This is a genomic window from Chryseobacterium sp. 2VB, from assembly GCF_005503635.1.
GTDB classification, from domain to species: Bacteria; Bacteroidota; Bacteroidia; order Flavobacteriales; family Weeksellaceae; genus Chryseobacterium; species Chryseobacterium cupriresistens.
The window spans coordinates 387,504-402,963 of sequence record NZ_SCNC01000002.1; the positions used below are offsets into that span (position 1 = coordinate 387,504).

Below are 15,460 nucleotides of genomic sequence, written 5' to 3' on the forward strand. Positions count from 1 at the left end.
GTCATCTGTGAAAATCCGTGAAATCTGTGGTTAGAAAATCATTAATTACAGAATCCACAAAGTCTTAGGACTTTATTGAAACCATATACTATGAAAAGAATTGTAATAATCCTATGTGCAACCCTTGCAGCACCTTTACTTTTTGCCCAGAACCATTATAAATACCCATTCAGAAACCCGGATCTTCCGGTTAATGAAAGAATAGAGAACCTTCTTACTTTACTGACAACAGAAGAAAAGATAGGAATGATGATGGATAATTCCCAGGCAGTTCCCCGTTTGGAAATTCCAGCCTACGGATGGTGGAATGAAGCACTTCACGGAGTGGCCAGAGCAGGAACAGCTACTGTTTTCCCTCAGGCGATCGGGATGGCAGCCACATGGGATGTTCCGGAGCATTTTAAAACTTTTGAAATGATTTCTGATGAAGCACGGGCAAAATACAACAGATCTTTTGATGAGGCTCTAAAAACAGGACGCTATGAAGGACTGACCTTCTGGACACCCAATATCAATATTTTCCGTGACCCAAGATGGGGAAGAGGCCAGGAAACCTATGGTGAAGACCCTTATCTGACCTCTGTTCTGGGTGTTGCAGCAGTAAAAGGTCTGCAAGGAAACGACCCGAAATATTTTAAAACCCACGCCTGCGCCAAACATTTTGCGGTACACAGCGGACCGGAATGGAATCGCCATTCCTACAATGCAGAAATTTCAAAAAGAGATCTGTATGAAACGTATCTTCCCGCTTTCAAAGCATTGGTTCAGGAAGGGAATGTAAGAGAAGTAATGTGCGCCTACAATGCTTTTGATGGCCAGCCGTGTTGTGCAAACAATACTTTACTTACTGAAATTCTCCGTGGAAAATGGAAGTATGACGGAATGGTAGTCTCAGACTGCTGGGCACTGGCCGATTTCTTTCAGAAAAAATACCACGGCACCCATCCTGATGAAAAAACAACCGCAGCAGATGCCCTGAAACATTCCACGGATCTGGAATGCGGAGATACCTATAACAATCTGAATAAATCTCTGGCCAGCGGACTGATTACCGAAAAGGATATCGATGCATCAATGCGCAGAATCCTTAAAGGCTGGTTTGAGCTGGGAATGCTTGATCCGAAATCTTCCGTTCACTGGAATACCATTCCATATGCTGTAGTCGATTCTGAAGAACATAAGAAACAAGCACTGAAAATGGCACAAAAATCAATTGTGCTGATGAAAAACGAAAAGAATATTCTGCCTCTCAGCAGAAATATTAAAAAAATTGCCGTTGTAGGACCAAACGCTGATGACGGATTGATGCAGCTGGGAAATTATAACGGAACGCCTTCTTCCATTGTAACCATTTTGGACGGAATCAAAACCAAATTCCCGAAGGCTGAAATCATCTACGAAAAAGGAAGTGAAGTAACAGATTCTTCTTCCAGAACGTCATTATACCAGAATTTTATCAGTCAGAAAAACGGCGCAAAAGGAATGAAAGTAGAGTTTTTCAATAATAATGAATTCAAAGGGCAGCCGGCCAATACTTCCGTAAATTCTACTGCCATCAGCTACAACAGCTTTGGAGGAACCCAGCTTGCACCCAATGTAGGAAGAGAAAATACCTCGGCTATCATTTCAGGGGTTTTCAAAAGTACTTATACAGGAGAGGTTGTGTTTTCTGCTTCCACCTCCGATATTTATACACTTTTCGTGGACGGAAAAGAAATTGCAACAAGAAAAGGTCCTGACGCAAGACATCCTTCAGAGTTTCCTGTAAAAATGGAGAAAGGAAAAGAATACCAGATAGAACTGCGTCATACACAAAAAGGAAAATATGTAAGCATCAGTTTTGAAGTGTATAGAAAAGACCCTGTTAATTTTGCTTCGGTAAGAGAAAAAGTGAAAAGTGCAGATGTCATTGTCTTCGCAGGCGGACTTTCACCAAGTCTGGAAGGTGAAGAAATGATGGTGAATGCAGAAGGCTTCAGAGGAGGTGACAAAACTTCGATTGCCCTTCCTAAAGTCCAGCGGGACTTGTTGGCGGAGCTTAGAAAAACAGGAAAACCTGTTGTTTTTGTTCTTTGTACCGGAAGTGCTCTGGGATTGGAACAGGATGAAAAAAATTATGATGCCCTGTTGAATGCCTGGTATGGTGGACAATCCGGAGGAACAGCCGTAGCAGATGTTTTGGCAGGTGATTATAATCCTTCCGGAAAATTATCCATTACCTTTTATAAAAATATTGAACAGCTGGACAATTCCCTTTCAAAGACAAGCAAGCACGAAGGATTTGAAAATTATGATATGCAGGGGAGAACGTACCGTTATATGACGGAAAAGCCTCTTTATCCTTTCGGGCACGGTCTGAGCTATTCCAAATTTGTTTACGGAGATTCAAAACTGAGCAAAAATATGATCAGTACCAGCGAAAATGTGACGATCACCATTCCGGTAACCAATGTTTCAGAAAAGGATGGCGAAGAAGTCGTTCAGGTCTATATCAAAAGAAATAATGATGCCCATGCACCGGTAAAAACGTTAAGGGCTTTTGAAAGAATTCTGATTAAATCCAAGGAAACAAAAAATATTCAGTTAACCCTCTCTAAAGACTCATTTGCGTTCTACGATGAAAAAGCAGATGATCTGGTTTCAAAACCCGGCGGGTATACCATTTTTTATGGCGGAACTTCTGATGATGCGAGGTTAAAAAGGATTCCGTTAACAGTAAAATAAAAATTGATTCAGGACAAATTGAGACATGCTTTAGCTTTCAAAATATAACGATCTATGACAACAAAAAATAAAATATTTTCCATCGCGATCTCTCTCAGTGCTGCTTTTTTTTCGGCTCAGAATAATACGGGCCGTACCTATAACCTGGATCTGAAAGAAACCTCTACACCTGTTAAAATACAGCCCACCATGTACGGGATTTTCTTTGAAGACATCAATTTTGCAGCAGATGGCGGATTGTATGCGGAACTGATTAAAAACCGCGGCTTTGAATTTGACGAACCATTTACAGGCTGGAAACAGCCCAACACAAAGACACTTTCTCCTAACCTTGATTCTGGATTTCTGACCATTTATTCCGATCCTGCCAAAACCAATAAGAATTACGCAAGAATTACCGTTCTGAACGATAAAAATTATATTCTGGAGAATGAAGGATTCAGAGGAATAGGTCTTCATCAGGGAGAACAATATGATTTCAGCTTTGATCTGGAGAATGTTTCAGGAAATATTGCTGCGGTAAATGCAAGTCTTGTTGATGAAAACGGTAAGGAAATTTCTTCAGTTTCCACACTCATCAAAGGAAAGGGTTGGCAGAGATATACAGCTGTTTTCAAATCACCCCAAACTGTAGAAAGAGCAAAACTGCGAATTACATTTACCGGAAATGGCATTGTGAATATGGATATGATCTCACTTTTCCCTCAAAGTACCTGGAAAGGCAGAAAAGGAGGTTTGCGAAAAGACCTCGTTCAGAAATTATATGATCTGCAGCCCGGATTTTTGAGATTTCCTGGAGGCTGTATTGTAGAAGGAAGAACTTTGGCAGAACGCTATCAGTGGAAAAAAACAATAGGAAATATAGCAGACCGCGAATATCTTATCAATAAATGGAGTACAGGGTTTCCGCATCGTCTTACACCGGATTACGGACAGTCTTTCGGATTAGGTTTTTTTGAATATTTCCAGCTTTCCGAAGATCTGGGCGCAGAACCTGTTCCTATTCTAAGCTGTGGGATGGCCTGCCAGTTCAATACCGCAGAACTGGTGAAAATGGAAGACCTTGATCCCTACGTTCAGGATGCCCTGGACCTGATTGAATTTGCCAACGGAGGTTCTGGCACAAAATGGGGTAAAATCCGTGCTGAAATGGGACATCCAAAGCCTTTTAATTTAAAATTTATCGGAGTGGGAAATGAACAGTGGGGAGCGGATTATATTGAACGCTATAAAGTTTTTGAAAAAGCAATTCATACAAAATATCCTGACATTAAGATTATCTCTGGAAGCGGACCATCACCTGACGGCGAGTTCTTTGAATATGGCTGGAAAGAACTGAAACAGCTTAATGCGCAGATTGTCGATGAACATTATTACAACTCACCCGAATGGTTTATGAAAAATGCCGGAAGATATGACCAGTACGACCGTTCCGGACCAAAAGTCTTTGCCGGGGAATATGCAGCCCAGTCTGTAGGAGTGGTAAAACCTGATAACAAAAATAACTGGCTGACGGCCCTTTCAGAAGCCGCTTTTATGACCGGTCTTGAAAGAAATGCAGATGTGGTTTATATGACTTCTTACGCACCGCTTTTTGCCCATGCTGACGGCTGGCAGTGGACGCCCGATCTCATCTGGTTCAATAATCTGAAATCTTACGCGACACCGAATTATTATGTTCAGAAATTATTCTCCAACAATAAAGGGACGGATGTACTGAAAATAGAAAGCAACGGAAAAGCAGTATCTGGCCAGGAAAAATTATACGCTACAGCAGTAAAAGACGCAAAAACTCATGAGATTATTATTAAAATCGTCAATGCTGATACTCAGGCTAAAACAGTAAATATCAACCCCGGAACTCTGAAAATCGGTAAAAAAGTAACCAAAATTCTTCTGTCTGCGCCGCAGCTTTCCAGTGAAAATAATTTCGATGCTGAACCTGTGAAACCCAAAGAGAAGAATTCAGAAGCTAAAAAAGGTGAAATTTCAACAGAAATTCCGGGCAATTCTTTGGTTGTTTTAAAGGTGAAAACAATTTAAAAAACTGTTTTATAGTATGTTATAAAAAATAAGTGTGTTTTTTACATTTATTTAAAATAGAATCTTATATTTGTTTTTATCTCATCAGGAGAATTTAAAATCTCAATAATCAAAAACGTTTCACCACCATGAAAAAATATGTTATCGGGCTGGACTACGGTACAGATTCCGTACGGGCCGTCCTTATTGATACTGAAAACGGTTCCGAAATAACTTCTTCAGTCAGCTACTACCAGAGATGGAAGGAAGGCCGATTTTGTAATCCCTCAGCCAACAGTTTCAGACAGCATCCTTCAGATCATATTGAAGGTCTGGAAAAAACTATTTCAGAAGTTGTAAGAGAAAGCGGAATACCGGCAGAGCAGATCGTAAGTATTTGTATTGATACTACAGGCTCTTCACCGTTACCAGTAACAAGCGACGGAATTGCCTTGGCACTGGTTCCGGGATTTGAGGAAAACCCCAATGCCATGATGATTTTATGGAAAGACCATACCGCTATCCGCGAAGCTGAAGAAATCAATACCCTTGCAAGAACCTGGGGTGGTGAAGATTATACAAAATATGAAGGCGGTATTTACTCTTCAGAATGGTTCTGGGCCAAAATACTGCACATCAGCAGAGTGGATGCAGGGGTAAAAAATGCTGCTTATAGCTGGATGGAGCACTGTGATTATCTGACTTTCCTTTTATCAGATCATAAAGACCTGGCTACCTTTAAAAGAAGCCGTTGTGCAGCTGGCCACAAAGCCATGTGGCATGAGTCATGGGATGGTCTGCCTTCCGAAGAATTCCTCAACAGGCTTGATCCTTCTCTGGGAGCGCTCAGAGGAAGATTATACAAGGAAACCTATACTTCAGATGAAATTGCCGGCTACCTGAATGAAGAATGGGCCGCAAAAACCGGTCTTACCACCAAAACCATTATTACTGTAGGAACTTTTGATGCCCATTCAGGCGCAGTAGGAGCTAGGGTGGAAGAAAATACCCTGATCAGGATCATGGGAACTTCTACCTGCGATATTATGGTGGCCTCACAGGAAGCTATCGGAGATACAACCGTAAAAGGAATCTGCGGTCAGGTTGACGGCTCCGTAATTCCCGGATTGATAGGACTTGAAGCAGGGCAGTCTGCCTTTGGAGATGTGCTGGCATGGTATAAAGATATCCTGATGTGGCCGGTTCATCAGGTGATGATGCATTCCGAAAGTATTTCAGAGGAGCAGAAAACAAAGCTCGCTGAAGAAATGGAGGCCGGACTTATCAGAAAATTGACCCTTGAAGCAGAAAAAATTCCTCTCTCAGATGCTGTTCCGATTGCATTGGACTGGGTAAACGGAAGAAGAACACCGGATGCGGACCAGCAACTTAAGGCAGCAATTAGTCAGCTTTCTCTGGGAACAAAAGCTCCTCATATTTTCAAAGCTTTAGTCAATGCTATTTGTTTCGGAGCTAAAAAGATCGTTGACCGTTTTGAAGAGGAAGGGGTGAAAATCAATAAAGTGATCGGAATCGGAGGAGTAGCAAGGAAATCACCGTTTATCATGCAGACCCTTGCTAATGTTCTGGATATGCCGATTGTGGTTGCCGCTTCGGACCAGACTCCCGCGTTAGGGGCTGCTGTTTATGCGGCTGTATCTGCAGGAATTTATCCGACCGTTCAGGAAGCAAGCATGAAAATGGGCTCCGCATTTGAAGCGGAATATCAGCCGAAAGCGGAAGAAGTACAGCACTACAGAGAATTAATGCAGCAATACCAGAAGCTCGCTGATTTTGTAGAATACAATACCAAACTGAAAAACAACAGGAAAGAACTTCAGAACTCCTGATTTTCCATTTTAACCTTTTGAATGATACTCAAAATGAATACCTATAAAGAACTCCAAAGAGAATGTTATGAAGCGAATATGCAGCTGGATGCCCTGAAGCTGGTGGTCTATACTTTCGGGAATGTAAGTGCTGTAGACCGTGATAAAGGCATTTTTGCCATTAAACCAAGCGGTGTCCCTTATGACATTTTAAAGCCGGAAGATATGGTGATTCTGGACTTTGATGCCAATGTCATTGAAGGCAGGCTCAGACCTTCTTCCGATACCAAGACCCATGCTTACCTGTACAAAAACTGGGAAAATATCGGTGGAATTTCCCACACGCATGCCATCTATTCCGTGGCGTGGGCACAGGCACAATTGGATATCCCTGTTTTCGGGACAACCCATGCAGATCATCTTACGACGGATATTCCCTGCGCCCCACCGATGCGGGATGAGCTGATCGAAGGAAACTACGAATACAATACAGGAATACAGATTCTGGAATGCTTTAAAGAAAAACAGTTCTCTCCGGAAGAAGTGGAAATGGTTCTGATCGGCAATCACGGCCCGTTTACCTGGGGTAAAAATGCTGAGAAGGCTGTTTACAACAGCAAAGTGCTGGAAACCATTGCCGAAATGGCTTATCTCACCAGACAGATCAATCCTGATGCGGAACGTCTGAAAGACTCACTCATCAAAAAACACTATGAACGTAAGCATGGCAAGAATGCCTATTACGGACAGGAATTTAAACACTAAACACTTCAACATAAATAACTATTAACGATCAACAAAACTATGTTAACACCTCTCAATACCAAAGAAGTCTGGTTCATCACAGGAAGTCAGCATTTATACGGGCCAGAAACACTGGCACAGGTAGCAGACCACTCAAAAAAAATTGGGGAAGAACTTGAAAAATCTTCTTTCATTCCGGTAAAAGTCATTGTAAAGCCAACGGTAAAAACTACCGAAGAGATATTTGAAACCATTGCAGCAGCCAATCATGCAGAAAACTGTATAGGAGTAATTACGTGGATGCATACTTTTTCACCCGCTAAAATGTGGATCAGAGGATTAAAAATTTTACAGAAACCTCTTCTGCATCTGCATACCCAATTCAACAGAGATATTCCGTGGTCTACCATGGATATGGATTTTATGAACCTTAACCAGGCGGCCCACGGAGACCGTGAATTCGGTTTCATGGTAAGCAGACTCCGAAAGAACAGAAAAGTCGTGGTAGGGCACTGGTCAGAAGAAAGAGTTCAGAAACAGATCGGTGACTGGAGCCGCGTTGCTGCAGGCTGGGACGACTGGCAGGGCGCTAAATTTGCACGTTTCGGTGATAATATGCGGTTTGTAGCCGTTACAGATGGCGATAAGGTGGAAGCTGAAACCCAGTTCGGCTTTTCAGTGAATACCTGGGGAATCGGTGATCTTGTAGGTGTTATCAATTCAGTAAGCGAAGGAGAAATAAAAAGCCTGATGGAAGAATATGAATCTTCTTATCACATGGCAGCATCTCTTTTGGAGGGAGGAGTCAACAGAAGTTCGCTGCACACCGCTGCAAAAATTGAATTAGGACTTGAGAAGTTTTTAAAAGACGGTGGATTTAAAGGATTCTCTGATACTTTTGAAGACCTTCACGGGCTGGAGCAGCTGCCGGGAATTGCCGTACAGCGACTGATGCAGAAAGGATACGGATTTGCAGGCGAAGGAGACTGGAAAACCGCAGCACTCGTACGTGCCATGAAAACAATGGGGCAGGGCCTTGAAGGAGGAAATGCCTTTATGGAAGATTATACCTATCATTTAGATCCTTCCAATCCTTCTATTTTAGGCTCCCATATGCTGGAAGTAGATCCTGTGCTGGCAGCCGGGAAACCTTCATGTGAGATCCATCCGTTAGGAATCGGAGGGAAAGCAGATCCCGTTCGTCTTGTTTTTAACTCCAGAGGAAATATTGATTCCCTGAACGCTGCCCTGATGGATTTTGGAAACCATTTCAGACTTCTGATCAACAAAACCAGAGCATTGGAAATTACAGAAGAGCTGCCAAAACTTCCGGTAGCAAGAGTTTTATGGAAACCTCTTCCTGATTTATACACAGCCGCAGAAGCCTGGATACTGGCAGGAGGGGCACACCATACATGTTACAGTGAAAATATTTCGGCAGAACAGCTGGAAGATTTTGCTGAAATAGCAGGAATTGAATCATTAGTCATTGATGAAGATACCAGAATGCGTGATTTTAAAAATACACTTCGTTGGAATGAAATGTGTTATCGTTAATTAATTGTAAAAAATATGTAAATAATTATGAAAAAAACAACATATAACGGCATTTTTATTTTATTATTTTTAATTATTTTCGGCTGCAGAAAAGAAAATAACAAACAGGATATTTCAGGAAAAATGGAGAATGTTCAAACTTCAGACTATGGAGTGACGCCCAAAGGCGATTCTATTAAAAAATACACATTAAGCAATAAAAACGGGATGAAAGTTGAAGTCATCAACTTCGGCGGGATTATCACTTCTTTAACAGCTCCTGATAAGAACGGGAAATATGAAGACGTGGTTCTGGGTTTTACAAAACCTGAAGGATATTTCGATGGAAACCCTTATTATTTCGGTGCTTTGATCGGAAGATACGGCAACAGAATTGCCAATGCCAAATTTACACTCGATGGCAAAACCTATGAAATCAACAAAAATGATGGTCCCAACAGTCTTCACGGAGGAAAGGAGGGATTTCATACCAGATTCTGGAATATTGAAGCAGTAAAAGATGCAAAATTTCCTACATTGAAGTTATCCTATACCAGCGCAGACGGTGAGGAAGGATATCCGGGGAAATTAACAACAACTGTTTTTTACACGCTTACAGACGACAATGCCTTGGAAATTTCTTACGAGGCTGAGACGGATAAGCCTACAGTGGTGAATCTTACCCAGCATTCCTATTTTAACCTGTCAGGAAATTTTTCAAAAACGATTACCGATCATGAACTGCAGATCAATGCGGATCATTTTCTTCCAGTGAATGAAACCTTGATTCCTACCGGAGAACAGAAAGCAGTAAAAGGAACTCCTTTTGATTTCATGGTATCAAAACCGATTGGAAAAGATATCAGTGCAGATGATGATCAGTTGAAAAAAGGAAAAGGATATGACCATAACTGGATTTTGAATGGAAAAGGTTTGAGAAGTATCGCGAAAGTGTATCACCAGGGAACAGGAAGATTAATGGAAGTCTTCACAGATGAACCCGGTGTGCAGTTTTATTCCGGAAATTTTCTTGACGGAAAGTTTGATACCAAAACAGGAGGTAAAAATGAATTCAGAACAGGGTTCTGCTTAGAGACACAACACTTCCCGGATTCACCGAACCAGCCTTCTTTTCCTTCTACAGAATTGAAGCCCGGACAGAAATACCACTCGAAAACCATCTATAAATTCTCCGTAAAAAAGTAAACTATGGGAAAATTAGCAACTATTGATATCATCATATTCCTGATCTATTTTGTAGTGGTAGCTTCTTACGGATTATGGATCTATAAAAAGAAAAAGTCTGAATCTACAGGAAGTAAGGATTATTTCCTTGCGGAAGGATCTTTGACCTGGTGGGCGATCGGAGCCAGCTTAATTGCCTCCAATATTTCCGCTGAGCAGTTTATCGGAATGAGCGGTGAGGGTTTCTTTGTCGGAATCGCTGTTGCCGCTTACGAATGGATTGCTGCCGTTGCACTGATCATTATCGCAGTCTGGTTTATTCCAATCTATCTTAAAAATAAGATTTATACCATGCCCCAGTTTCTGGAAAGAAGGTATAACAAATCTGTTTCGCTCATCATGGCAGTATTCTGGCTGTTTCTGTATGTTATTGTGAATCTTACTTCCATTCTTTACCTTGGTGCTCTTGCCATCGATACTTTACTGGGAGGAGAACATCTTCACGGTATTATGATTGCTCTTTTGCTTATGGCTCTTCTGATCGGTCTGGGAGGAATGAAAGTTATTGGATATACAGACGTTATACAGGTGGCAGTCCTTATTATCGGTGGATTTGCGACAGTTTATATGGCGTTGCAGATTGTAGACCAGAGAATCAACGGAGCCGCTGTAGGAAATGCGCTGGCAGGATTCAATACCCTGATCAATGAGGCTCCGCAGCACTTTAAGCTGATTCTTCAAAAACCAACGACTACGACCACTACTTTGGCAATGCCTCAGAACCTTGAGGTGCAGAAATATGTCGTGTTACCAGGTCTGGCCATGTATTTTGCAGGTCAGTGGATTGTTAACCTGAACTATTGGGGCTGTAATCAGTACATCACCCAGAGAGCTTTAGGGGCAGATCTGAAAACGGCAAGAACAGGAATTCTGTTTGCAGGTTTTCTGAAACTATTTATGCCTGTAATTGTAATGCTTCCGGGAATCGCTGCTTATGTTTTATATTCCAAGGGACATCTTCCCGGATTCAATGGAGTGAAAGACGGAGCATACTCTGCAATATTGGGATTCTTACCAGTAGGATTGAAAGGATTGGCCATTGCTGCTTTGACGGCAGCGATTGTGGCTTCACTGGCAGGAAAAGTGAACAGTATCTCAACCATTTTTACCCTGGATATCTATAAGAAATACCTTAAAACAGATGCCACCGAAATCCAGATGGTGAGAACAGGCCGTTGGGTCATTATTATTGCTATGATGGCAGCATTGGCCTTTACCTGGACAGACGTTTTAGGAATTGGCGGTGAAGGAGGTTTCACATTTATCCAGAAATATACAGGCTTTATCAGTCCGGGAGTTTTTGCTATGTTCCTTCTGGGAATGTTCTGGAAAAGAACAACGGGAACTGCCGCTTTGGTAGGAGTAATTTTAGGTTTTGTTCTTGCCATTTTCTTCAACAGCTTTGCCGTGGGAATTTTTGGGAAAGAAACCTGGATGTATACCGCATTCACTTATGAAAAGCTTGAGAACGGAGTAGTGCATACCATTACCGAGATTCCTTTCCTGATCAATATGGGATGGTCATTCTTTATCACCATCATCGCGATGATTCTGATCAGTTTTGCAGGTCCGAAAATTAATCCTAAAGCCTTTGCCATTGATGTAGCAATGTTTAAAGTAGACAACAGGACATTAGTTTTGATTGTGATGACGCTGCTTTTACTGACCGCCTTGTATGTAAGGTTTTGGTAAGTGAATGGTCAATAGTGAATTCGTTTCACTTGTCAATTTTAGAAATTCACCATTGACTTGCGAAGCAAAATTGACTTTTTAAAAGTGAATGGTCAATAGTGAATTCGTTTCACTGTCAATTTTAGAAATTCATTATTGACTGCGAAGCAAATTGACTTTTTAAAAGTGAAAGGTCAATAGTGAATTCGCTTTATTGTCAATTTTTAAAAATTCACCATTGACTTGCGAAGCAAAATTGACTTTTCACATACAATAAAAAAACAGGATGCTTAAAAAGCACCCTGTTTTTTTATTAATATCAGTTCATTCCAATATATTTAAACTTGAACAATTGACATGACGTACCGTAGTAATCCCAAAGGTGTAAGTTTGAATTGCCATCCATGGTACAGTTGGGAATATCCCAGCCACGTGCAGGGTCCACCTTGGACAGGATTTTATAATAACCATTGGAGACAGCAACTACCTGCCAGGCTTGTGCGTCATTACCATAGTTCTGCCAAAGCCTGATCGAGGTTCCTAGTGTATTGCTGTTACTGGCTAAGTCAATGCAGCGATTGGTTGCACTCGCTTTGGATACAAAACGCCAGTAACCATTGCCGGCGTCAATTGCAACCCAGCGCTGTGCAGCAGCACCATTCCTTGTCCATGGTCTTAACACTGCGCCATTGGCATCCTCTCCGGATTTTAGATCAACTACTTTATTGGCATCGGTCTGAAACTCGATTTCGTAAATACCATTATTAACCAGGCTGCTGTTTGTATTACAGTTTCCAACAGGATAATTGGAGGATGCATATTGCTGGAACCACTGTTTAACTGGTGCGGCGCAGGCTTCCCAATCGTTGTTGTAGGCTGTTCCTGCATTAGGATCGCCTTTGTGGAGGAGATTATCCGGGGCAAGAACATTCCAGCTTACATTGCCTGACTGATCCACGATATATTTTAAATTGGCGCCAAATCCGCTTCCGCCTGCGGTACCTGTTGTACCGATGCCGAAGGTACCATAGCCCTGCGGTGCCCAGTCGGTCTCGGTAATAGCAATCGGTGCAATGTCTGCAATCGGTTTAACGTTGATATTCCATGCGTTCTGAAAGGCTTGATAGTTGCTGAGACCGCCCCAGTAAGCTGGATAGATATGAACAGCATAACCAATATTACCACCTGTAATCTGGTTATTGACATAGCCTTGATAATGTGATTGCCATCCTGTGCCCGGTATCCAGCAAACATTATTGGCTCCGTTGTTACGGATAATATTGACTAATGGCTGGAAGAAGTTTTTAAGTGCTGCAAAGTGCTCGTTTCCTGTCGATCCCCATGTGCCATTTGTGCCCAGAATCTCAACAGGTTCGTTGGCTAATTCGAACATCACATTGTCAGCGTTCTTTAGCCCTGGATGTTGCGACAAAAAGGTCCATACGGTTTTAAGATAGCTATGATAAGCATCGTTCACAGCAATACGGTTTGGACATACGCCTGGCGGACGTAGGATGACATACATTCCCAGGCTGCGGGCATGGTTAATCAGCGGGATTATCACCTGATCTGTATACGTTACCAGGCGGTTATAATTGAATCTTGAGATATCGTTCTCTGGGATAGCCGGTCCGGGATCATTGGTCCAATACGGATCAATATGGAGGCGGATGTAATTGAGATACCAGCCATCAGCAGCACTGGTGAGCTTGTTCATGACAGCTTTATTATAGTTCAGTGCGCCCTGTACATTGTAATTATCCCAGGTACAGTAGCCGGAATTAGCCCCATACTGACAGCCATTGAACCAGGGGCTGGGAGTTATGGCAACACCATGTAAGACAACATTATTGTCACAGGGATCTTTAAGGTATCTGCCTCCAACATGCAGCATTGGTGTTGCTGCCAACGCTCTTGCGCTAGCGCCGGCACTTAAGTTGGTGTCAGGCTCTTCTAGTAAATTTTTTTCATCCATCGTAGAACAGCTGGAAAGAATGATTAACAGAAAGGCCAGAAAAAGCCACATTTTGTTTGTTTTCATAATTTGATATATTTAAAGTTTGGTCTCATTTTTTAGCCGTCAATATTTTGATTCTTCATAATGCGCAGGAGTATTGCGCAGATAAGTAAAACTTCTTAATTTTTATTAACGGTAGATTTGAATAAGGATTGATTTCAGATGACTAAACCGTTTAACCTGTTTGTCTCCATATTTCCTTACCTAAATACCGGTTTTAGGTAGAATACTGGAACAATTTCTATTCAGTTTGCAATTGGAAATTCTTTTTCTCTCTTTTTCTGGTTCCCGAGAATTTAAGTTCGGGGCTTGTGAAAATTTGAGTTGTTGTTAAATATGGTTATTAGTTTTGTATAAAAATACATATAATATTAAATATAAATCAATATTTTATTAAAAATTAACAAAAAATTACATATCATAAATAAGATTATAAACCATATAATTATAATACATTGTGTGGTAGGAGAAAAGAAAAAACCTTATCATAAATTTTTATTACGATCATTCTGAAAAAAGACCAAATAACTGTTTGTCCTGCTTGAAATTTCCGCCAGGAACACAAAAAAAATCTCACAAAAGTGAGATTTTAATAAGAGTATGCTGAATTTTCTATCATTCTAAAATATCAATTTTCTGGAATACTTTTTCCAAAATTAAACAGGTTGGCCTGTCAGATTTTAAACATAAATCCCCGTGAGATTTTTTTATTGTATTTTTTTTCATCAAAACGATAAAGAAAAGACCCTTTTCTGGATGAAGTCATATCCTTTTTATTCGTATTCACAAGGATATCCATACTGTTGATCTTGCTGGTAAAATTCCGCTTGTCAAATTTTTCATTAAAAATAGCTTCATAAAGATTCTGAAGATCTTTCATTGTGAACTTTTCAGGAAGAAGCTCAAATCCTATAGGTCCTGTGGAAGCTCTTCTTCTTAATCTTGCTACAGCATCCTTTACCATTTCGTTATGATCGAAAATAAGGTCAGGAGCTTTCTGAAGTTCCACCCATTTTGCACTGTACTGCTCATTGATCTGGATATCTTTCTCAATATTGATCAGTGCATAATAGGAGATAGACATGATTCTGGCCGTCGGCTCACGGTTAATTTCCGTATAACATTTCAGCTGTTCAAGATATATATTTTCAAGACCGGTCAATGTACACAGAACTCTGTTAGCCGCCTCATCAGAAGTTTCCTCACTGCCAACGAAGCCACCCATCAATGACCATTCGCCCATTTGAGGTTCAAAATTTCTTTTTACCAAAAGGATTTTAAGATTTTCGCCGTCAAAACCGAAAATGATACAGTCAACAGCAACAAGGTGTTTGGGATATTGGGAGTAATCCTCAGTCATCTTTTATATTTTACTACAAAGGTAAAGCTTTTATGAATATGATATTATATAAATGTGATTCATACACTTTTTAATCTGAATGATTTATTTCATTAAAATTATAGCCAAAGGATATTTTGGGAGGTGAAACATCCATCAAAACCGGAAAATATCCCTGAAATCAGGTTAATCATACATGAATTGAATGTTAAAATTGTGTTAAAATTAAAAATAAGATTGATAATAGTCAAGAAAAGGGACTTAACGTTAAAAATACGATAAGGTATTTGCTATATCTTTGAAATTTTTGCCAAAACATGTTCTGAATTCATT

Annotated in this window: 9 protein-coding genes; 7 read left to right on the top strand and 2 right to left on the bottom strand. The window is 40.8% G+C overall.

Annotated elements, in window-relative coordinates; all coding sequences use genetic code 11:
- Positions 1-90 precede the first annotated feature (90 nt).
- The 7 genes from FFS26_RS03810 (at position 91) to FFS26_RS03840 (ending at position 11,792) form a co-directional block, all read left to right on the top strand.
- Positions 91-2,724, top strand: coding sequence for a beta-glucosidase (locus FFS26_RS03810; protein ID WP_137904326.1), 2,634 nt, complete (start codon positions 91-93; stop codon positions 2,722-2,724).
- A 54-nt stretch (positions 2,725-2,778) separates the two neighbouring features.
- On the top strand, positions 2,779-4,767 hold the full coding sequence (locus FFS26_RS03815; protein WP_137904327.1) for an alpha-L-arabinofuranosidase C-terminal domain-containing protein: 1,989 nt from the start codon (positions 2,779-2,781) through the stop codon (positions 4,765-4,767).
- Between the two features lie 128 nt (positions 4,768-4,895).
- Positions 4,896-6,596: a ribulokinase gene (locus tag FFS26_RS03820; protein WP_137904328.1), complete on the top strand. Its 1,701-nt coding sequence runs from the start codon at positions 4,896-4,898 to the stop codon at positions 6,594-6,596.
- A gap of 33 nt (positions 6,597-6,629) precedes the next feature.
- Positions 6,630-7,340, top strand: coding sequence for an L-ribulose-5-phosphate 4-epimerase (locus FFS26_RS03825; protein ID WP_062669853.1), 711 nt, complete (start codon positions 6,630-6,632; stop codon positions 7,338-7,340).
- Between the two features lie 39 nt (positions 7,341-7,379).
- Positions 7,380-8,876, top strand: coding sequence for an L-arabinose isomerase (gene araA / locus FFS26_RS03830; RefSeq protein ID WP_137904329.1), 1,497 nt, complete (start codon positions 7,380-7,382; stop codon positions 8,874-8,876).
- Between the two features lie 27 nt (positions 8,877-8,903).
- Complete coding sequence (locus FFS26_RS03835) at positions 8,904-10,061, top strand: aldose epimerase family protein (protein WP_137904330.1); 1,158 nt, start codon at positions 8,904-8,906, stop codon at positions 10,059-10,061.
- Between the two features lie 3 nt (positions 10,062-10,064).
- On the top strand, positions 10,065-11,792 hold the full coding sequence (locus FFS26_RS03840; RefSeq protein ID WP_110009790.1) for a sodium:solute symporter family transporter: 1,728 nt from the start codon (positions 10,065-10,067) through the stop codon (positions 11,790-11,792).
- 298 nt (positions 11,793-12,090) lie between these two features.
- Here FFS26_RS03840 and FFS26_RS03845 read toward each other — a convergent pair whose 3' ends face one another.
- Both FFS26_RS03845 and FFS26_RS03850 read right to left on the bottom strand, forming a co-directional pair.
- A complete protein-coding gene (locus tag FFS26_RS03845; RefSeq protein WP_137904331.1) occupies positions 12,091-13,812 on the bottom strand; it encodes an RICIN domain-containing protein in 1,722 nt (573 codons plus the stop codon).
- A 649-nt stretch (positions 13,813-14,461) separates the two neighbouring features.
- Entirely contained in the window at positions 14,462-15,148 is a 687-nt protein-coding gene (locus FFS26_RS03850) for an NUDIX hydrolase (protein ID WP_137904332.1), read from the bottom strand.
- Positions 15,149-15,460: the final 312 nt, after the last annotated feature.